The organism is Pseudomonas sp. 43NM1 (genome assembly GCF_002836905.1).
GTDB lineage: Bacteria > Pseudomonadota > Gammaproteobacteria > Pseudomonadales > Pseudomonadaceae > Aquipseudomonas > Aquipseudomonas prosekii.
Genome location: NZ_MKGS01000214.1, coordinates 1 through 19,832, shown reverse-complemented (window position 1 = coordinate 19,832; position 19,832 = coordinate 1). Strand labels below are relative to the sequence as shown.

Below are 19,832 nucleotides of genomic sequence, written 5' to 3'. Positions count from 1 at the left end.
CCCCAACCCTCTCCCCAATGGGGAGAGGGGGAAAGGGAGCCGATCTTCAAGCTTTTCAAAACTTGAGTTCGACTCGATCTGTCAGGCCGCAGTACTTCCAATAAACACCTCGGCCAGCCCCCTCTACCCCTTGGGTAGAAGGGGAAAGGGAGCCGATCTTCAAGCTTTTCAAAACTTGAGCTCGACTCGATCGTTCAGGCCGCAGTACTTCCAATAAACACCTCGGTCAGGCCCCTCTGCCCCTTTCAAAACTTGAGTTCGACTCAATCTTTCAGGCCGAAGTACTTCCAATAAACACCTCGGTCAGCCCCCTCTACCCCTTGGGGAGAGGGTTGGGGTGAGGGGTCGATCCCAGATCATCCGCAAAATTCTGAAAACACCGCCAATCACATTCTTTTTCCCCCAGACAAACAAAAACGCCCCCGATCTCGCGATCGGGGGCGTTTTTTTGTCAGCTAACTAAGTCGAGACTCAGTTACCGGACTTCTTGGCAGCGCGGGTACGCTCGCTTTCGCCCAGGATCTTCTTGCGAAGACGGATGGACTTAGGAGTGACTTCGCACAATTCGTCTTCTTGAACGAATTCCAGAGCTTGCTCCAGGGTGAAACGGATAGGCGGAACCAAAGCGATGGTTTCGTCTTTACCCGAGGCACGCATGTTGTCGAGCTTCTTGCCTTTGGTTGGGTTGACGCCCAGGTCGTTGTCGCGGCTGTTGATGCCGACGATTTGACCTTCGTACACGTCTTCGCCGTGACCCAGGAACAGTTTGCCGCGAGCTTGCAGGGTTTCCAGCGAGTAAGTCAGAGCCTTACCGGTAGCGACCGAAACCAGCACGCCGTTCTGACGGCCGGACATGTCGCCGGACTTCATCACGTCGTAACGGTCGAAGATCGAGGTCAGGATGCCTGCACCGGAGGTCAGGGTCAGGAACTCGTTACGGAAACCGATCAAGCCACGAGCCGGGATGTTGTACTCAAGGCGCACACGGCCCTTGCCATCCGGAACCATGTTGGTCAGGTCGCCTTTACGGATACCGATCTGTTCCATGATCGAACCTTGCGATTCTTCCGGCAGGTCGATGGTCACGTTTTCGTACGGTTCGTGCTTGACGCCGTCAACCATACGGATGATCACTTCCGGACGACCAACACCCATTTCGAAGCCTTCGCGACGCATGGTTTCGATCAGTACGGACAAGTGCAGCTCGCCACGACCGGAGACTTTGAACTTGTCAGCGGTGTCGCCTTCTTCAACGCGCAGAGCAACGTTGTAGAGCAGTTCTTTGTCCAGACGTTCCTTGATGTTACGGGACGTCACGAACTTGCCTTCTTTACCGCAGAAAGGCGAGTCGTTTACCTGGAAAGTCATGGAAACGGTTGGTTCGTCAACGGTCAGCGGCTTCATCGCTTCGACGTTCAGTGGGTCGCACAGAGTGTCGGAGATGAACAGCTGGTCGAAGCCGCTGATGCAGACGATGTCGCCGGCAGCTGCTTCGTCAACGTCGATACGGTGCAGACCGTGGTGACCCATCAGCTTCAGGATACGACCGTTACGCTTCTTGCCGTCGGCGTCGATAGCGACAACCGGAGTGTTCGGCTTGATGCGGCCACGAGCGATACGGCCAACGCCGATAACACCCAGGAAGCTGTTGTAGTCCAGTGCCGAGATTTGCATCTGGAACGGACCATCGCGGTCGACTTTAGGCGCTGGTACGTTGTCGACGATCGACTGGTACAGCGGGGTCATGTCTTCAGCCATGTCGGTGTGTTCCAGACCGGCAATGCCGTTCAGGGCCGAGGCGTAGACGACTTTGAAGTCCAGCTGTTCTTCGGTAGCACCGAGGTTGTCGAACAGGTCGAAGATCTGGTCCAGAACCCAGTCCGGACGCGCGCCTGGACGGTCAACCTTGTTGATCACCACGATCGGACGCAGGCCGGCTTCGAAAGCCTTCTTGGTCACGAAACGGGTTTGCGGCATAGGGCCGTCTTGAGCGTCAACCAGCAGCAGAACGGAGTCGACCATCGACATTACGCGTTCAACTTCGCCGCCGAAGTCGGCGTGGCCCGGGGTGTCCACGATGTTGATGTGGTAGCCGTTCCAGTTGATGGCGGTGTTTTTCGCCAGAATGGTAATACCGCGCTCTTTCTCCTGGTCGTTGGAGTCCATCACGCGCTCGTCGTTGAGCTCGTTGCGCTCCAGGGTGCCGGATTGACGCAAGAGTTTGTCTACCAGGGTGGTTTTACCGTGGTCAACGTGAGCAATGATGGCGATGTTGCGTAGATTTTCGATCACTTGTGTATCTCGATCAGAGGATTCGGTGTGCTGACAAGTCTTGGCAGCGATTAACAGTAGAGTCCGGCAAAGCCGTTACAGCTTGACGGCGGCGTCGGGGGGCCGGTGACGCAGGCCACAGGCAAACAGCCCCGGGCACTTAGCTCGGTCGATAAACGCGCACATTGGCATGCCCCTCACTGAGCAAATGGTGGGCATGCAGGCGACTCATCACGCCTTTGTCGCAATACAGCAGGTACTGGCGAGTAGGGTCCAGTTCCTTGAAACGAGCGTTCAATGCATAAAACGGCATCGTCTGTACCTCAATGCCAGCGATTTCCAGCGGCTCGTCTTCAGCGCCATCCGGGTGACGGATGTCGATGATGATCTGGCCCGCCAGTGCTTCGCTGACTTCTTCGATCTGCAAGTCCTGGCCCAATTCGTCGATCACGCGATCGATCGGCACCAGTTTGGCGTTTTCGAGCGCACGCTCGAGGATGGCCATGTCGAACTGTTGTTCTTCGTACTCCACGCGGTTGCGCTTGGCGTGGGTCTTGGGGTTCACCGAGATGACCCCGCAGTATTCGGGCATGTGCTTGGCGAAGTCGGCGGTGCCGATTTCGTTGGCCTGGTCGATGATGTCCTGCTTGTGACTGGCGATCAGCGGGCGCAAGACCAGCTTCTCGGTCACACAGTCGATCAACGACAGGTTCGGCAACGTCTGGCTCGACACCTGGGAGATCGCTTCACCGGTCACCAGCGCATCGATGTCCAGCCGATCGGCAATCTTCGACGCAGCGCGCAACATCATACGCTTCAAAACTACGCCCATATGACTGTTATCGACTTTCCCGAGAATTTCTCCCAGGACTTCCTCGAACGGCACACTGACAAATAACACGCGTTGGGAGCTGCCGTACTTCTTCCAGATGAAGTGCGCGACTTCCATGACGCCCAGTTCGTGGGCACGTCCGCCCAGATTAAAGAAGCAGAAATGGCTCATCAGACCGCGACGCATGATCTGGTAGGCGGCGACTGTCGAGTCAAAGCCGCCGGACATCAATACAAGCGTCTGTTCCAGCGCTCCCAGCGGATAACCGCCGATGCTGTTGTGCTGGCTGTGGATCACATACAACCGTTGGTCGCGAATTTCCATGCGAACTTCGATTTCCGGCTCTTTCAGGGAAATCCCGGCGGCGCCGCACTGACGACGCAGTTGGCTGCCGACGTATTTCTCGACGTCCATGGACGAGAAGGTGTGATGCCCGCCGCGCTTGCAACGCACCGAAAAAACCTTCCCCGCCAGCGCATCGCCGTAGTGCTGTTTGCACTTGGCGACGATGTCGTCGAAGTCACCCAACGGGTATTCATCGACCTGCAGGAAATGCGCGATGCCCGGCATGCAGCTCAGGCGCTCGGTCATTTCCTTCAGGGCTTTGGGCTCGCTGACGCGGGTTTCCAGTTCGAGGTTGTCCCACACGCCGTTCACCACCACAGCCGGGTCCAGATCGCGGAGCACGGCACGGATGTTCTTGGCCAACTGGCGGATGAAACGCATCCGTACCGGGCGGCTCTTGATGGTGATCTCGGGGAAGACTTTTACGATTAGTTTCATGAAAACAGCGCGCGCTGGGCCAGCCGAAAAAGGGGGGCGCGGATTATAGCGGAAATTGCTCAAGGTTTAACCAGTTAATATGCAGAAGGTTTTGCGCGCACCAAAACGGGTCATTTATCGAATAAGACGCTACATTAGGGGGCGCTTATTTGACCTTTGCGGCAAATTGCACCTCTATAAGCCTGAATTTGGCGCAAAAAACCCATGGTGGGGCACTGGCATGCAATTTGCTCCCTTGTGAGGCAGGTTGCCTTGGCAGAGTATTCGCGCCGGCATCACTCATATTTCAGGGCCATCCACTACCAAAGCCCGAAGCCACCCGGAGGACACTATGTCGAAGTCGGTTCAACTCATCAAAGATCATGACGTCAAGTGGATTGATCTGCGCTTCACGGACACCAAAGGCACTCAGCACCACGTGACCATGCCGGCTCGCGACGCGCTGGATGACGCTTTCTTCGAAGAAGGCAAAATGTTCGACGGTTCCTCCATTGCTGGCTGGAAAGGCATCGAAGCCTCCGACATGATCCTGATGCCGGACGACAGCACCGCTGTGCTCGACCCGTTCACCGAAGAGCCGACCCTGATTCTGGTCTGCGACGTGATCGAGCCGTCGACCATGCAAGGCTACGACCGCGACCCACGTGCGATCGCCAAGCGTGCCGAGGAATACCTGAAGTCGACCGGTATCGGTGACACCGTATTCGTTGGCCCGGAGCCAGAGTTCTTCATCTTCGACGAAGTGAAGTTCAAGTCCGACATCTCCGGCTCGATGTTCAAAATCTTCTCCGAACAAGGTTCGTGGATGTCCGACCAGGACGTGGAAGGCGGCAACCGCGGCCACCGTCCAGGCATCAAAGGTGGCTACTTCCCGGTTCCGCCATTCGACCACGACCACGAAATCCGTACCTCCATGTGCAACGCCATGGAAGAAATGGGCCTGGTCATCGAAGTTCACCACCACGAAGTGGCCACTGCCGGCCAGAACGAAATCGGTGTGAAGTTCAACACTCTGGTAGCCAAGGCTGACGAAGTTCAGACCCTGAAGTACTGCGTACACAACGTCGCTGACGCATACGGCCGCACCGCGACCTTCATGCCTAAGCCTTTGTACGGCGATAACGGTTCGGGTATGCACGTGCACTTGTCCATCGCCAAAGATGGCAAGAACACCTTCGCTGGCGAAGGTTATGCCGGCCTGTCCGACACCGCTTTGTACTTCATCGGCGGCATCATCAAGCACGGTAAGGCACTGAACGGCTTCACCAACCCGTCGACCAACTCCTACAAGCGTCTGGTCCCAGGTTTCGAAGCACCGGTAATGCTGGCCTACTCGGCTCGCAACCGTTCCGCGTCGATCCGTATTCCTTACGTGTCGAGCCCGCGCGCTCGCCGTATCGAAGCACGCTTCCCGGATCCGGCAGCCAACCCGTACCTGGGTTTTGCTGCACTGTTGATGGCTGGCCTGGACGGCATCCAGAACAAGATCCACCCTGGCGATGCTGCTGACAAAAACCTGTACGACCTGCCGCCTGAAGAGGCGAAAGAGATCCCACAAGTTTGCGGCAGCCTGAAAGAAGCCCTGGAAGAGCTGGACAAGGGCCGCGCGTTCCTGACCAAGGGCGGCGTGTTCTCCGACGACTTCATCGACGCTTACATCGCTCTGAAAAGCGAAGAAGAAATCAAGGTCCGCACCTTCGTACACCCACTGGAATACGAGCTGTACTACAGCTGCTGATCCGGTAGCGCCGCTGCCCGCGGCGCGACAAAAAGAGGCCTCCTTCGGGAGGCCTTTTTTGTGCCCGTGAATAATTTGAATAGGGGAGCCAGCCTCAAGATCCACCCCTCACCCCAACCCTCTCCCCAAGGGGTGGAGGGGGCCGACCGAGTTGCATGTTCTAAATACAGCGACCTGAAAGACTCAGCTGAACTCAGAATCTGAAAAACATGAAGATCGGCTCCCTTTCACCCTCTCCCCTCTGGGGAGAGGGTTGGGGTGAGGGGTCGATCTTCAACCCGACAAAAATTCATCGCCAAATGTTAACAACTTGGGCCAAGCCCTTTCACTGACCTATGCTGCAAGCCAACGCTTTCGCTTCTGGTCGATTTTATGGGTCGTGGTTTTCTTTTGATGTTGCTGCTGATCGCCCTGCCCGCCGCAGCGCAGATCTACAAGTACACCGACGCCGATGGCAACACCGCGTACAGCAACCAGCCGCCCGATGGTGTGCAGGCGCAGCCGGTCGAGTTGCCGCCGCTCAACAGTGTCGAACCCCAAGCGCCTGCCGCCCCGGCACCCGAAACCTCGACCCGCGAACAACCCGGCAACGCCTACGAGGTGCTGGAATTGACCGGGCTGCCGACCACCGAAGCGCTGCGCGCCAACAACGGCACGTTCACCGTCAGCGTGTTGATCAAACCGCGACTGCAAGGTGGGCAGTTGTTCAGGTTGTTGCTCGATGAAGAACCTTACGGCCAGCCGAGCAACGTGCCGATCCTGCAACTGGTCAACATCGACCGCGGCGAACACAGCCTCGCGGTCCAGGTAATCAGCGGCGACACCGTGATCCAGCAGAGCCCGTTCGTCACCTTCACCGTGCAACGGGTGCATACCAATTGAAGCGTTGGCTGCTGATTCTCAGCCTGCTGGCGATGACCTCCGCGGCCATGGCCGACGTCTACACCTACGTCGACAAGCAAGGCAATCGCGTCTTCACCGACCAGCCCGGGCACGGCAACGCCAAACGCGTGCCGCTCGCCACCAGCAATCGCATGACCGCCAACCCGACCAGCGCAGCGCCAGTCACCGCCGCACAAAAAACCGCCGAGCCCGCGCCATTTCGCTACGACATGCTGCGGGTTTTAGTGCCGGAACCGGACGCCACCCTGCGCAGCAGCGCCGGCGAATTGATCGTCAGCGTTACCAGCGAACCCGGATTGCAACGCGGTCATCGCTACCGTTTGTTACTCGACGGCCAAGCCACCGCCGAACCCGGCCCGAGCCCGGTGTTCGCCTTGAGCAATATCGACCGTGGCAGCCATAACCTCTCGGTGGAAATCCTCGACGCGCAGGGCCGCACGGTCGAACGCACGGCCAATCAACCGTTCCACATGTTGCGCATCTCACTGGCGCAGAAGCGCCAGGTCAAACCCTGCGCCCTCACCGATTACGGGCAACGCCCGGAATGTCCACTCAAGGACAAACCGCCCGAAGAAAAAAATCCGTTCTTCCGGTTCTTTTAAAGCCGTTCAGGTTTGCGCACTATGTTGGTGCAAACGGTTGCACGGTTCCCACATGCCAGCCCATTTTGGTTCGAAACTACCCGCAACAGCTGGCAGAACGCCACGAGATCGAGCGCTAAACGCCCGTTTCAAGCGTTAAACGCTTCTTTTCGGAGCTTTGGTTTGGTTTTTGCATTTTCCCCGTATCAGCGCGCATTTCTTGCGCGCGCCCCGCTCCAAAAGAGGTCCGGATGACCATTAGCGACGCACTGCATCGGCTATTACTCGACAACCTGACCACCGCCACCATCCTGCTCGACGCCCAATTGCGTCTGGAGTACATGAATCCGGCGGCGGAGATGCTCCTGGCCATCAGCGGCCAGCGCAGCCATGGGCAGTTCATCAGTGAGTTGTTCACCGAATCGACTGAAGCGTTGAATTCCCTGCGTCAGGCCGTCGAGCAGGCGCACCCGTTCACCAAACGCGAAGCGATGCTCACCGCCCTCACCGGCCAGACGTTGACCGTGGATTACGCAGTGACGCCGATCCTCAGTAATGGCGACACGCTGTTATTGCTGGAAGTGCACCCGCGTGACCGCTTGCTGCGCATCACCAAAGAAGAGGCGCAGCTGTCTAAACAGGAAACCAGCAAAATGCTGGTGCGCGGCCTCGCCCACGAGATCAAGAATCCGCTGGGCGGGATTCGTGGCGCCGCGCAATTGCTCGCCCGCGAACTGCCGGAAGAGAGCCTGCGCGATTACACCAACGTGATCATCGAAGAGGCCGACCGCCTGCGTAATCTGGTTGATCGCATGCTCGGCTCGAACAAGTTGCCGTCCCTGGCGATGTGCAACATTCACGAAGTGCTGGAGCGCGTTTCGCATCTGGTCGAGGCCGAAAGCCAGGGTTGCATCACTCTGGTGCGCGACTATGACCCGAGCATTCCCGACGTGCTGATTGATCGTGAACAGATGATTCAAGCGGTGCTGAATATCGTGCGCAACGCCATGCAAGCCATCAGCAGCCAGAACGAATTGCGTCTGGGCCGCATCAGTTTGCGCACCCGCGCGATGCGCCAATTCACCATCGGCCACGTGCGCCATCGCCTGGTGACCAAGATCGAGATCATCGACAACGGCCCGGGCATCCCTGCCGAATTGCAGGACACCATTTTCTTCCCAATGGTCAGCGGCCGCCCGGACGGTACCGGGCTCGGCCTGGCCATTACTCAGAACATCATCAGCCAGCACCAGGGCCTGATCGAGTGTGACAGCCACCCAGGCCACACCACTTTCTCGATCTTTCTGCCACTGGAACAAGGAGCCACATCGACATGAGCCGTAGTGAAACCGTGTGGATCGTCGATGACGACCGTTCAATCCGTTGGGTCCTGGAAAAAGCCTTGCAGCAGGAAGGCATGACCACGCAAAGCTTCGACAGCGCCGATGGCGTGATGAGCCGCCTGGCGCGCCAGCAGCCGGACGTGATCATCTCCGACATCCGCATGCCGGGCGCCAGTGGTCTGGACTTGCTGGCGCGGATTCGCGAACAACACCCACGGCTGCCAGTGATCATCATGACCGCGCACTCCGATCTGGACAGCGCTGTCGCGTCCTATCAGGGCGGCGCGTTCGAGTACCTGCCCAAGCCGTTCGACGTCGATGAAGCGGTGTCGCTGGTCAAGCGCGCCAACCAGCACGCGCAGGAACAGCAAGGCCTGGAAGTGCCGGTGGCGCTGACTCGCACCCCGGAAATCATCGGTGAAGCGCCGGCGATGCAGGAAGTGTTTCGCGCCATCGGGCGCTTGAGCCACTCCAACATCACCGTGCTGATCAACGGCGAATCCGGCACCGGTAAAGAACTGGTCGCCCACGCCCTGCACCGGCACAGTCCGCGCGCGGCCTCGCCGTTCATTGCGCTGAACATGGCGGCGATCCCCAAAGACTTGATGGAATCCGAACTGTTCGGCCATGAGAAAGGCGCCTTCACCGGCGCGGCCAACCTGCGTCGCGGGCGTTTTGAACAGGCTGACGGCGGCACGTTGTTCCTTGATGAAATCGGCGACATGCCGGCCGACACGCAGACGCGTTTGCTGCGCGTATTGGCGGACGGCGAGTTTTACCGGGTCGGCGGTCACACGCCGGTCAAGGTCGATGTGCGGATCATCGCCGCGACGCACCAGAATCTGGAAACCCTGGTGCACGCCGGGAAATTCCGTGAGGACTTGTTCCACCGCCTCAACGTGATCCGTATTCACATCCCACGGCTGTCGGACCGTCGCGAAGACATCCCGACGCTGGCCAAGCACTTCCTCAGCCGCGCCGCGCAGGAACTGGCGGTCGAGCCGAAACTGCTGAAAAGCGAAACCGAGGAATACCTGAAGAATCTGCCGTGGGGCGGCAACGTGCGGCAGTTGGAAAACACCTGCCGCTGGATCACGGTGATGGCTTCGGGTCGCGAAGTGCATATCAGCGACCTGCCGCCAGAGCTGTTGAACCTGCCACAGGATTCGGCGCCGGTGACCAACTGGGAGCAAGCGCTGCGCCAGTGGGCCGATCAGGCGTTGGCGCGCGGCCAGTCGAGTTTGCTCGACAGCGCAGTGCCGGCGTTCGAGCGGATCATGATCGAGACCGCGCTCAAGCACACGGCTGGCCGTCGACGTGATGCTGCGGTGTTGCTGGGTTGGGGGCGTAATACCCTGACGCGCAAGATCAAAGAACTGGGGATGAAGGTCGATGGTGGAGATGATGATGAGGGCGAAGAGGGTTAATCCCGATTCGCTCAAAGCCTGCGTCGCCGTCAAAAACCAGCCCCTCACCCCAGCCCTCTCCCCAAAGGGGAGAGGGGAAAGGGAGCCGATCTCCATTGCTTTCACATCCTGAATTCGCCTCGATATTCCAGGTCGATGCAAATCAAGATAACAACTCGGTCAGTCCCTCCCCCCTCTGGGGAGAGGGGAAAGGGAGCCGATCTCCATGGCTTTCACATCCTGAATTCGCCTCGATATCCCAGATCGATGCAAATTAAAACAACAACTCGGCCAGTCCCCTCACCCCTCTGGGGAGAGGGGAAAGGGAGCCGATCTCCATGGCGTTCACATCCTGAGTTCGCCTCGATAGCCCAGGTCGATGCAACTCAAAATAACAACTCGGTCAGTCCCCTCGCCCCTCTGGGGAGAGGGTTAGGGTGAGGGGTGGACTTTGGATCAGCCCTCATGCCTATGTCCACCGCAGGCCCCCTCATGCACCGCACCAATGCACGATGACCCGCAATCGCGCACGGCCACTCTCCTGAAACCCCGTCGTCAATCGTTGGAAAACCCACCCAACAAAAATACAAAAGCCCCGGATTACGGGGCTTGGAGCGTTTCATCAGAGCTTTCTGCAGCAATTTGTCAAAACCTGGCACGCCCCCTGCAATAGTCCATTCAGTGATTCAGTTCACTGACCGGTTTCGGGGACCTTGGTACAGGCAGGCCGGGGATTCCCCTCTTTACATCGGGCTCACACCGCTTAGCGCCGAGCCCACCCGTTTGGGGCCCTTGATACAGGCAGGTCAAGGGTTCCTTCTTTACACCGGGACTCGCAGCCATTGGCGAGTCCCTGCCGTTTTGGGAACCTTGGTACAGGCAGGCCGGGGATTCCCTCTTTTATTGCTCTCGGAGATGGATCTCCAGCCGCCAGCGGTCATCGACCTCGCTACCGACCCACTCGCCTTGCAGTGGCCGGGCCGCCACCAGCGTCAGCAACAACCCTCCATCACTCAAACGCACACGCCAGTTCACGTCTTTGCCGTTGAGCTTGAGCTGACCCTTCTGCGCCTTGCCTTCAGCACTGAACAACAACGCGACGCTGCCGTCGATAATCTCGCCGTGGGTCTTCGGTTCATTGTTGAACCACACCACCAAGCCGTCGCCAGTCACCTCGACCTGCTGCAACTCGGTCGGGTCTGGCGTGGTCAGGCGGCCGATCATCAACCCGATCATCACGCCGACAATCGCCAGCGATCCGATGACACGCGGGAATAGTTTCGAACGGTTGTCCACGGGCGGCGTAGAATGCCGCTCATCTTTACCTTCGGAGCCGTGCATGTTTCACGTCATCCTCTTCCAACCAGAAATTCCGCCGAATACCGGCAACGTTATCAGGCTGTGCGCCAACAGTGGCTGCCACCTGCATTTGATCGAGCCGCTGGGCTTCGAGATGGACGACAAGCGCCTGCGCCGGGCCGGCCTCGATTACCACGAGTACGCCACCCTGCAGCGCCATGCCGACCTCGCCAGTTGCCTGGAAAGCCTCGGTCATCCACGGCTGTTCGCGTTCACCACCAAGGGCTCGCGGCCGTTTCATGATGCCAGTTTCGCCGAGGGCGACGCGTTCCTGTTCGGCCCGGAGAGCCGTGGCCTGCCAGCAGAAGTGCTCGACGCTCTGCCCGGCGACCAGCGCCTGCGCCTGCCGATGCGCGAAGGCTGCCGCAGCCTGAACCTGTCTAACACCGTGGCCGTCGCGGTCTACGAAGGCTGGCGCCAACTCGGTTTCAAGTAACCTCAAACAAATGTGGGAGCGAGCTTGCTCGCGAAAGCGGTGTGTCAGACGACTTAGATGTCACCTGACACTCCCTATTCGCGAGCAAGCTCGCTCCCACATGGGTGTTGCCGAACGCTTATTGAACGGATGGAGTCTCGCCAGCCGCCTGCATGCGTTGCAGTTCCTGGGCGTACAGCGCGTCGAAGTTCACTGGAGCCAGCATCAGCGCCGGGAACGAGCCGCGAGTAACCAGGCTGTCCAGGGTTTCGCGAGCGTACGGGAACAGGATGTTCGGGCAGAACGCGCCGAGGGTGTGGCTCATCGAAGCGTCGTCGAGGTTCTTGATCAGGAAGATCCCGGCCTGTTGCACTTCAGCGATGAACGCCACTTCGCCGTTCTCACCGTTTTTCACGGTAACCGACAAGGTCAGCACGACTTCGTGGAAGTCGCCTTCCAGGGCCTTTTGACGGGTATTGAGATCCAGACCGACACTCGGCTCCCACTGCTGGCGGAAGATCGCCGGGCTTTTCGGGGCTTCGAAGGACAAGTCACGTACGTAGATGCGCTGCAAGGAGAATTGCGGTGCGGTTTCTTCTTCGCTAGCTGCAGTGTTCTGTTGGTCAGTCATCTCAGATCCTTTCTGATCTTGGGGTCGTGTAGGGAAGGCGTTCAGGCCTTGAGCAAGGCGTCGAGCTTACCGGCGCGCTCAAGGGCAAACAAATCATCACAGCCACCGATGTGGCGCTCGCCGATCCAGATCTGCGGCACGGACGTGCGCCCCGCCTTCTGAGCCATTGCGGCGCGCACCTGCGGCTTGCCATCGACCTTGATCTCTTCGAAGGCCACGCCTTTGTTCTCGAGCAGGTACTTGGCTCGCGAGCAGTAAGGGCAGTAATCGCTGGAATAGACGACGACGTTGCTCATGTCACTTCACCAATGGCAGGTTGTCGCCCTTCCAGCTGGAAATCCCGCCGGACAGCTTGGCGGCGGTGAAGCCGGATTTCATCAGTTCGCGAGCGTGGGTGCCGGCAGTCTGGCCTTGGGCGTCGACCAGGATGATGGTCTTGTCCTTGTGCTTGTTCAGCTCGCCGACACGCGCAGTCAGTTTGTCGTGGGGAATGTTCAGCGCGCCAACAATGTGACCGGCGGCGAAATCCTTGGCCGAACGAATGTCGATCACCACGCCTGCGTCCTTGTTGACCAGCCCGGTCAGTTCACCGGTGCTCAGGCTACGGCCGCCACCTTTCATCTCATGGGCGATCAGCAGAGCCAGCAGAAGAACGAAAATACCGGCCAGCAAATAGTGGGTGGTGGCAAATGCAATCAGGTGATCAAGCATTTAAGGTGGTTCCAGGGCGTGAAAAGTGGGCCAGTATACACAGGCCCTATGGCGGGCCAAACCCCGTCCGGCGGTGACGTGATGTGAACTTAGCTTTAAACTGCCACTCCCTTTTTGCATCGCCCTCTTTTTAACTCAGCCACGAGTGGATTCCATGACTACCACGCCTAAACCTTTGGTCCTGATGATTCTCGACGGCTTCGGTCACAGTGAGAGCCACGAAGCCAACGCCGTGTACTCGGCCAACAAGCCTGTGCTCGATCGCCTCAGCGCTACGGTGCCGAACGGCCTGATCTCGGGCAGCGGCATGGACGTCGGCCTGCCGGACGGGCAAATGGGCAACTCCGAAGTCGGCCACATGAACCTCGGGGCGGGCCGCGTGGTATATCAGGACTTCACGCGTGTGACCAAATCGATCCGCGACGGCGAGTTCTTCGAAAACCCGACCATCTGCGCCGCTGTCGATAAAGCCGTGGCTGCCGGCAAAGCCGTGCACTTCATGGGCCTGCTGTCCGATGGTGGCGTTCACAGCCACCAGGACCACCTGGTCGCGATGGCTGAACTGGCGTTCAAGCGCGGCGCTGAAAAAATCTACCTGCACGCCTTCCTCGATGGGCGCGACACCCCGCCAAAAAGCGCCGAGTCGTCGATTGAACTGCTCGACGCAACCTTCGAAGCCCTGGGCAAAGGCCGGATCGCCAGCATCGTCGGCCGCTACTTCGCCATGGACCGCGACAATCGCTGGGACCGCGTCGAGCAGGCGTACAACCTGATTGTCGACGGCAATGGCCAGTTCAACGCCGCTACCGCACAAGAAGGTCTGCAAGCGGCATATGAACGTGGCGAGAGCGACGAATTCGTCAAAGCCACGTCGATCGGCGAGCCGGTCAAAGTCGAAGACGGCGACGCCGTGGTGTTCATGAACTTCCGCGCCGACCGCGCCCGCGAGCTGACCCGCGTCTTCGTCGAAGACGATTTCCATGACTTCCAACGCGCGCGCCAGCCGAAACTGGCCGGTTTCGTCATGCTGACCCAATACGCCGCCAGCATTCCTGCGCCGTCCGCGTTCGCCGCCGGCAGCCTGGAGAACGTGCTGGGCGATTACCTGGCGAAAAACGGCAAGACCCAACTGCGCATCGCCGAAACCGAAAAATACGCGCACGTGACCTTCTTCTTCTCCGGCGGCCGCGAAGAACCGTTCCCGGGCGAAGAACGCATTCTGATCCCGTCGCCGAAGGTCGCCACTTACGACTTGCAGCCGGAAATGAGCGCGCCGGAAGTCACCGACCGCATCGTCGAGGCCATCGAAAACCAGCGGTTTGACGTGATCGTGGTCAACTACGCCAACGGCGACATGGTCGGCCACAGCGGCAATCTCGAAGCAGCGGTGAAAGCCGTGGAATGCCTGGACCTGTGCGTTGGCCGCATCGTCGAGGCGCTGGAAAAGGTTGGCGGCGAAGCGCTGATCACCGCCGACCACGGCAACTGCGAAAAGATGTCCGACGAAGAAACCCATCAGGCGCACACCGCGCACACCACCGAGCCGGTGCCGTTCATCTATGTCGGCAAGCGTGACTTCAAAGTGCGCGATGGCGGCGTATTGGCGGACGTCGCGCCGACCATGCTGATGTTGATGGGCCTGGAGAAACCGGCGGAAATGACCGGCACCTCGATCCTGGTGTAATCGGCCTCCAAAACAGCGAAAAACCCTGTGGGAGCGAGCTTGCTCGCGATAGCAATCTGACAGCCAACAACCCTGTTGAATGTCAGGCCGCCATCGCGAGCAAGCTCGCTCCCACATTGGTTTTGGGGTGTTTTCAGGGTTAACGCTGCTCCGGTTATCACACAGTCCCAATTGGGCGTTTTTTTTGCAGCGCTTGGCGGGCATACTAGGCCGTCCCTTTCCCTGGTGTCGCCCGCCTCTATGCTTCGCGTCCTGATAGCCCTTGCCCTGACTTGCCTGCTCCAGCCAGCCTTTGCTGATGAGCGCGCGCAAACCCAACAACAGTTGGACGCGACGCGTCAGGACATTGCCGAGCTGAAAAAACTGCTGGGCAAGCTGCAGGAAGAAAAATCCGGTGTGCAGAAAGACCTCAAGGGCACCGAGACCGAGATGGGCAAGCTCGAGAAGCAGGTCGACGCTCTGCAAAAAGAGCTGAAGAAAAGCGAATCCGAGCTGCAGCGACTCGATGCCGAGAAAAAAAAACTCCAGAGCGCGCGCACTGAACAGCAACGACTGATCGCCATTCAGGCCCGCGCGGCCTACCAGAACGGGCGTCAGGAGTACCTGAAACTGCTGCTCAACCAGCAGAACCCGGAAAAATTTGCCCGCACCCTGACTTATTACGACTACCTGAGCCAGGCGCGCCTGGAGCAGCTGAAGAATTTCAACGAAACCCTGCGCCAATTGGCCAATGTCGAAAAAGACATCGGCCTGCAGCAGGCGCAGTTGCTGGTGCAGAAAAGCAGCCTCGACAGTCAGCGCGACGAACTCGAAAAGGTCCGCCAGGAACGCCAGCAAGTCTTGGCCAAGCTGAGCAGCGACGTGAAGGCGCGCGATCAGAAACTCGCCGCCCGCGAGCAAGATCAGGCAGACCTGTCTAAAGTCCTTAAAACCATCGAAGAAACCCTGGCCCGTCAGGCCCGTGAGGCAGAAGAAGCGCGGCAAAAAGCGCTGATCGCCCAGCAGGAAGCCGAAAAAAAGCGTTTACGTGAGGCTCAGGAACAGGCCAACGCCAATACTGATGCCCCACGCAAACCCGTCAAATCGACACCTGGCGCGCTGGTTTCAAGTTCCGGCGAGACCTTTGGCGGCGCATTTGCTTCGACCCGCGGCAAACTTCCATGGCCGGTTGATGGTCGACTGTTGGCGCGCTTCGGCGAGAGCCGCGGCGATGACGTCCGGACCAAGTGGGACGGCGTGATGATCAGCGCCTCCGCCGGCAGCCAGGTGCACGCCGTGCACGGTGGTCGCGTGGTTTTCGCCGACTGGTTGCGCGGCGCCGGGCTGCTGGTGATCCTCGATCACGGCAACGGTTTTTTGAGTCTTTATGGTCACAACCAGACGTTGCTCAAGTCTGCGGGTGATGTGGTTAAAGCCGGTGAGTCCATTTCCACTGTCGGGAACAGTGGCGGGCAGGACACGCCGGCGTTGTATTTCGCAATTCGTCAGCAGGGTCACCCGAGTGATCCGGCGCAATGGTGCCGCGCGCAAGGATAGGCGTTGAGTCACCTACATTAGGAGTTCGTTCGACATGCTGCATTTGTCCCGCCTTACCTCGCTGGCCCTGACGATCGCCCTGGTGATCGGCGCGCCGCTGGCGTTCGCCGCTCAGCCTGCTCCGGCGGCTGCGCCAGCACCTGCACCTGCGGGCACCGCGGCAACCACCAAGGCGCCATTGCCGCTGGAAGAGTTGCGCACCTTTGCCGAGGTCATGGACCGGATCAAAGCGGCGTATGTCGAACCGGTAGACGACAAGACCCTGCTGGAAAATGCCATCAAAGGCATGCTCAGCAACCTCGATCCGCACTCCGCCTACCTTGGCCCGGAAGACTTCGCTGAGCTGCAGGAAAGCACCAGCGGTGAATTCGGCGGCCTGGGCATTGAAGTCGGCGCCGAAGACGGCTTCATCAAAGTCGTCTCGCCAATCGACGACACTCCGGCGTCCAAGGCTGGCATTCAGGCCGGCGACTTTATCGTCAAGATCAACGGCGCACCGACTCGCGGCCAGACCATGACCGAAGCGGTCGACAAGATGCGCGGCAAGATCGGCCAGAAAATCACTCTGACCCTAGTTCGCGACGGCGGCACGCCTTTCGACGTGGTGCTGACCCGCGCCATCATCCAGGTCAAGAGCGTCAAGGCGCAGTTGCTGGAGTCCGGCTACGGCTACATCCGCATCACCCAGTTCCAGGTCAAGACCGGCGAAGAGGTCTCCAAGGCCCTCGCCAAGTTGCGCAAGGACAACGGCAAGAAGCTCAACGGCATCATTCTCGACCTGCGCAACAACCCGGGCGGCGTGCTGCAAGCGGCGGTCGAAGTGGTTGACCACTTCATCACCAAAGGCCTGATCGTCTACACCAAGGGCCGCATCGCCAACTCCGAACTGCGCTTCTCGGCGACCGGCAAGGACGAAAGCGAAGCCGTGCCAATGGTCGCGCTGATCAACGGCGGCAGCGCCTCGGCGTCGGAAATTGTCGCCGGTGCGTTGCAGGACCAGAAACGCGCGGTGGTCATGGGCACCACCAGTTTCGGCAAGGGCTCGGTACAAACCGTGCTGCCGCTGAACAACGACCGCGCCTTGAAGATCACCACGGCGCTGTATTACACGCCGAACGGCCGCTCGATTCAGGCTCAGGGCATCGTCCCGGACATCGAAGTGCGCAAAGCCAAGATCACCAACGAGCAGGACGGCGAGTACTTCAAAGAAGCCGATCTGCAAGGTCACTTGGGCAATGGCAACGGCGGCGCCGACAAACCGACCTCCAGCAGCAAGGCCAAAGCCATGCCGCAGGATGACGACTATCAACTGGCCCAGGCTCTGAGCCTGCTCAAAGGGCTGAGCATTACGTCCGGCCGCTGAGATGCACCTGCGGATTATCCTGGCGCTGCTGTGCTGTCTGGCGGGTGTTGCTCACGCAGCGTCCGCCACCAACACGGCGCCACCCAAAGCCTACCTGACGCTGATCATCGATGACCTGGGGCAGAACCTGCCTCGGGATCGTCGTGTGCTCGCCCTCCCCGGCCCGGTGACCACGGCGATCATGCCCGACACCCCGCACGCCGCCGAATTCGCCCGCGAAGCCCATCGCGCCGGCAAAATCGTCATCCTGCACATGCCCATGGACCCGGCCACCGGCCCGTTTGCCTGGCATCCCGAGTTGCCCCTCGAAGAACTCGAAAAACGCCTCAACGCAGCGTTTAAAGCGGTGCCCTACACCGCCGGCATCAACAACCACATGGGCAGCCGCATGACCGCGCAGCAACCGGCGATGGCCTGGCTGATGGCGGAGTTGCAGCGGCGCCACAAATTCTTCGTCGACAGCCGCACCAGCGCACAAACGGTCGGCGCGGCCGAGGCGCAGAAGATTGGTCTGGCGAGCGTCTCTCGGGATGTGTTCCTCGACGATGAACGCACCGAAGCGGCGATTTTCACGCAACTGCAGACGGCGATCAGCCTGGCAAAAAAGCAGGGTTCGGCGGTGATGATCGGCCACCCGTATCCGCAGACGCTGGCGGTGCTGGAGCGCGAGATGCCGAAGCTGAAAGCTCAGGGAATTGACTGGATCGACATCAAACTGATGATCAGCGTGCGCAGCAATCGAGCGACAGCTGCGCATGGCAAGGATGGCGTGTACCGCTGAGACATGATCGACACGAACCAATGTGGGAGCGAGCTTGCTCGCGATGAGGCCCCAACGGCCGACACATAGGTTGACTGTCAGACCGCTATCGCGAGCAAGCTCGCTCCCACAGTGCTGTGTGTTGAGCCGGGATGCGAGCTACAGGTAATTAGCCATGATGTCATCCACCACGCCTTCCTTGCGCATGGCGTCCAGCGCGGTTTGCAGCTTGGTCACCACTTCGTCCGGGACGTCTTTGTTCAGCGCCAGATAGAGTTCGGCGCTGTTGAAGCGCAGCACCGTTTTAAGCCCCGTCACGCCGTCCTGCCGCGCCAGATAACGCCCGGCCGGGTCGCCGGTGGCCCACAGGTCAATCTGGCCGCTGACCAGTTTTTTCGCGTTGTCCTGATCGCGCAGCACCACAATCGGCTTCAAGCCTTGCTTGGCCAGCGTCTCGGCAATCGCATCACCCTTGTAAGCGCCGATGCGGAACTTGCGCGCCTGATGCAGGGTTTCGAGGGTGATCTTGCTGTCAGCCTTGGCCAGCATGATCCAGTCATCCGGGCCAATCGGGCCGACCCATTTGAAGAGCTTTTCGCGATCCGGCAGCCGCGCCATCACGAACACGCCGTAACCGGGTTTTTCGAGGGCGAGTTTGTAGATGCGCTCCCAAGGGAAACGCAGCGTCAGGCTGTAGGTAATGTCGGTGCGTTTGAACATCTCGCGGACGATGTCCACGGCAATGCCATTGATGTTCTCGTCCTGAGCGAAGTTTTTGCCGTTCTTCGCCATGTTGTAGGGTGGGAAGTTCTCCGTCAGCAACACCAGGTCGGTGGCGGGACCTTCTTCGGCGCGGGCTGCATTGATCAGCAACAGAGAAGCGCTGGCGAGAACAACAAAAAAGCGTTTGAGCATGTCTGGCTACCGGAATCCATGGCGTGCCCAAGAGTGCCTTGAGCCCGCCATGCTGTCCACTGGCCTGTAGCGCTTTGTTAGCGCATTACGATGCCGCGATGCGCCATGTAAGCCTTGGCTTCCTGCACGGTGTATTCGCCGAAGTGGAAAATACTCGCCGCCAGTACTGCGCTGGCGTGGCCTTCAATGATGCCGTCGGCCAAATGCTGGAGGTTGCCGACACCGCCGGAAGCGATCACCGGAATGCCCAGCGCATCGCTGATCGCGCGGGTCACGCCGAGGTCGAAACCGTTTTTCATGCCGTCCTGGTCCATGCTGGTCAGGAGGATTTCACCGGCGCCCAGGCCTTCCATTTTCATCGCCCATTCAACCGCGTCGAGGCCGGTCGGCTTGCGGCCACCGTGGGTGAAGATTTCCCAGCGCGGGGTTTCGCCCGGCAGTGAAACCTTCTTCGCGTCGATGGCAACGACGATGCATTGCGAGCCGAAATGCTGCGCCGCTTCGCCGACGAATTCCGGGTTGAACACCGCGGCGGTGTTGATCGAAACCTTGTCCGCGCCGGCATTCAGCAGGTTGCGAATGTCCTGCACGGTACGCACCC

18 protein-coding genes are annotated in these 19,832 nt (G+C 59.4%); 10 read left to right on the top strand and 8 right to left on the bottom strand.

From position 1 onward, the window contains the following. Positions 1-471: 471 nt before the first annotated feature. Both typA and thiI read right to left on the bottom strand, forming a co-directional pair. Positions 472-2,292: a translational GTPase TypA gene (gene typA, locus BI292_RS28550; protein WP_027922156.1), complete on the bottom strand. Its 1,821-nt coding sequence runs from the start codon at positions 2,290-2,292 to the stop codon at positions 472-474. A gap of 139 nt (positions 2,293-2,431) precedes the next feature. Further along, entirely contained in the window at positions 2,432-3,886 is a 1,455-nt protein-coding gene (gene thiI, locus BI292_RS28545; protein ID WP_092274650.1) for a tRNA uracil 4-sulfurtransferase ThiI, read from the bottom strand. A gap of 331 nt (positions 3,887-4,217) precedes the next feature. On the opposite strand from thiI, the gene glnA reads away from it, so the two are divergent. The 5 genes from glnA to ntrC all read left to right on the top strand — a co-directional run bounded on the left by glnA (position 4,218) and on the right by ntrC (position 9,878). After that, positions 4,218-5,624: a glutamate--ammonia ligase gene (gene glnA, locus BI292_RS28535; RefSeq protein WP_092274653.1), complete on the top strand. Its 1,407-nt coding sequence runs from the start codon at positions 4,218-4,220 to the stop codon at positions 5,622-5,624. Between the two features lie 372 nt (positions 5,625-5,996). Beyond that, on the top strand, positions 5,997-6,506 hold the full coding sequence (locus BI292_RS28530) for a DUF4124 domain-containing protein (protein WP_101210011.1): 510 nt from the start codon (positions 5,997-5,999) through the stop codon (positions 6,504-6,506). Continuing rightward, entirely contained in the window at positions 6,503-7,129 is a 627-nt protein-coding gene (locus BI292_RS28525; RefSeq protein ID WP_256592751.1) for a DUF4124 domain-containing protein, read from the top strand. Before BI292_RS28530 ends, BI292_RS28525 begins: the two co-directional genes overlap by 4 nt. A 230-nt stretch (positions 7,130-7,359) precedes the next feature. Continuing rightward, positions 7,360-8,445, top strand: a complete 1,086-nt coding sequence (gene glnL, locus BI292_RS28520; protein ID WP_092274659.1) for a nitrogen regulation protein NR(II) — start codon at positions 7,360-7,362, stop codon at positions 8,443-8,445. After that, on the top strand, positions 8,442-9,878 hold the full coding sequence (ntrC, locus tag BI292_RS28515; protein WP_054055303.1) for a nitrogen regulation protein NR(I): 1,437 nt from the start codon (positions 8,442-8,444) through the stop codon (positions 9,876-9,878). Before glnL ends, ntrC begins: the two co-directional genes overlap by 4 nt. Positions 9,879-10,757: 879 nt before the next feature. Here ntrC and BI292_RS28510 read toward each other — a convergent pair. Then, entirely contained in the window at positions 10,758-11,198 is a 441-nt protein-coding gene (locus BI292_RS28510; RefSeq protein WP_101210010.1) for a hypothetical protein, read from the bottom strand. Here BI292_RS28510 and BI292_RS28505 point away from each other — a divergent pair. Next, the gene (locus tag BI292_RS28505; RefSeq protein WP_101210009.1) at positions 11,197-11,652 is read left to right on the top strand and encodes a tRNA (cytidine(34)-2'-O)-methyltransferase; all 456 of its coding nucleotides are present in this window, start codon (positions 11,197-11,199) and stop codon (positions 11,650-11,652) included. The genes BI292_RS28510 and BI292_RS28505 overlap by 2 nt on opposite strands. Positions 11,653-11,770: 118 nt before the next feature. On the opposite strand, the gene secB is transcribed toward BI292_RS28505, so the two are convergent. The 3 genes from secB to BI292_RS28490 are packed head-to-tail and all read right to left on the bottom strand — an operon-like array spanning position 11,771 to position 12,973. Continuing rightward, on the bottom strand, positions 11,771-12,262 hold the full coding sequence (secB, locus tag BI292_RS28500; protein ID WP_092274668.1) for a protein-export chaperone SecB: 492 nt from the start codon (positions 12,260-12,262) through the stop codon (positions 11,771-11,773). Positions 12,263-12,303: 41 nt separating this feature from the next. After that, a complete protein-coding gene (gene grxC / locus BI292_RS28495) occupies positions 12,304-12,558 on the bottom strand; it encodes a glutaredoxin 3 (RefSeq protein WP_045061998.1) in 255 nt (84 codons plus the stop codon). A gap of 1 nt (position 12,559) precedes the next feature. Beyond that, complete coding sequence (locus BI292_RS28490) at positions 12,560-12,973, bottom strand: rhodanese-like domain-containing protein (RefSeq protein WP_092274672.1); 414 nt, start codon at positions 12,971-12,973, stop codon at positions 12,560-12,562. Positions 12,974-13,127: 154 nt separating this feature from the next. Here BI292_RS28490 and gpmI point away from each other — a divergent pair, with 154 nt between their 5' ends. From gpmI to BI292_RS28465, 4 genes are all read left to right on the top strand, one after another. After that, positions 13,128-14,657: a 2,3-bisphosphoglycerate-independent phosphoglycerate mutase gene (gene gpmI / locus BI292_RS28485; RefSeq protein ID WP_101210008.1), complete on the top strand. Its 1,530-nt coding sequence runs from the start codon at positions 13,128-13,130 to the stop codon at positions 14,655-14,657. Between the two features lie 240 nt (positions 14,658-14,897). Continuing rightward, on the top strand, positions 14,898-16,193 hold the full coding sequence (locus BI292_RS28475) for a murein hydrolase activator EnvC (RefSeq protein WP_092274678.1): 1,296 nt from the start codon (positions 14,898-14,900) through the stop codon (positions 16,191-16,193). A 34-nt stretch (positions 16,194-16,227) separates the two neighbouring features. Then, positions 16,228-17,556 carry a S41 family peptidase gene (locus tag BI292_RS28470; RefSeq protein WP_092274681.1) on the top strand — a complete coding sequence of 443 codons (1,329 nt, stop codon included), beginning with the start codon at positions 16,228-16,230 and terminating at the stop codon, positions 17,554-17,556. Position 17,557: 1 nt separating this feature from the next. Next, the gene (locus BI292_RS28465; protein ID WP_101210007.1) at positions 17,558-18,337 is read left to right on the top strand and encodes a divergent polysaccharide deacetylase family protein; all 780 of its coding nucleotides are present in this window, start codon (positions 17,558-17,560) and stop codon (positions 18,335-18,337) included. 138 nt (positions 18,338-18,475) lie between these two features. On the opposite strand, the gene BI292_RS28455 is transcribed toward BI292_RS28465, so the two are convergent. Both BI292_RS28455 and hisF read right to left on the bottom strand, forming a co-directional pair. Beyond that, a complete protein-coding gene (locus BI292_RS28455; protein ID WP_101210006.1) occupies positions 18,476-19,231 on the bottom strand; it encodes an ABC transporter substrate-binding protein in 756 nt (251 codons plus the stop codon). Between the two features lie 77 nt (positions 19,232-19,308). Then, positions 19,309-19,832 (bottom strand): imidazole glycerol phosphate synthase subunit HisF (gene hisF / locus BI292_RS28450; protein WP_101210005.1); only part of this gene is annotated, 524 nt, incomplete at its 5' end.

Coding starts and splice junctions, on each gene's coding strand:
- thiI (WP_092274650.1), bottom strand. CDS start 3,886: ATGAAACTAATCGTAAAAGTCTTCCCCGAGATCACCATCAAGAGCCGC.
- glnA (WP_092274653.1), top strand. CDS start 4,218: ATGTCGAAGTCGGTTCAACTCATCAAAGATCATGACGTCAAGTGGATT.
- BI292_RS28530 (WP_101210011.1), top strand. CDS start 5,997: ATGGGTCGTGGTTTTCTTTTGATGTTGCTGCTGATCGCCCTGCCCGCC.
- glnL (WP_092274659.1), top strand. CDS start 7,360: ATGACCATTAGCGACGCACTGCATCGGCTATTACTCGACAACCTGACC.
- ntrC (WP_054055303.1), top strand. CDS start 8,442: ATGAGCCGTAGTGAAACCGTGTGGATCGTCGATGACGACCGTTCAATC.
- BI292_RS28505 (WP_101210009.1), top strand. CDS start 11,197: ATGTTTCACGTCATCCTCTTCCAACCAGAAATTCCGCCGAATACCGGC.
- BI292_RS28510 (WP_101210010.1), bottom strand. CDS start 11,198: ATGCACGGCTCCGAAGGTAAAGATGAGCGGCATTCTACGCCGCCCGTG.
- secB (WP_092274668.1), bottom strand. CDS start 12,262: ATGACTGACCAACAGAACACTGCAGCTAGCGAAGAAGAAACCGCACCG.
- grxC (WP_045061998.1), bottom strand. CDS start 12,558: ATGAGCAACGTCGTCGTCTATTCCAGCGATTACTGCCCTTACTGCTCG.
- BI292_RS28490 (WP_092274672.1), bottom strand. CDS start 12,973: ATGCTTGATCACCTGATTGCATTTGCCACCACCCACTATTTGCTGGCC.
- gpmI (WP_101210008.1), top strand. CDS start 13,128: ATGACTACCACGCCTAAACCTTTGGTCCTGATGATTCTCGACGGCTTC.
- BI292_RS28475 (WP_092274678.1), top strand. CDS start 14,898: ATGCTTCGCGTCCTGATAGCCCTTGCCCTGACTTGCCTGCTCCAGCCA.
- BI292_RS28470 (WP_092274681.1), top strand. CDS start 16,228: ATGCTGCATTTGTCCCGCCTTACCTCGCTGGCCCTGACGATCGCCCTG.
- BI292_RS28465 (WP_101210007.1), top strand. CDS start 17,558: ATGCACCTGCGGATTATCCTGGCGCTGCTGTGCTGTCTGGCGGGTGTT.
- BI292_RS28455 (WP_101210006.1), bottom strand. CDS start 19,231: ATGCTCAAACGCTTTTTTGTTGTTCTCGCCAGCGCTTCTCTGTTGCTG.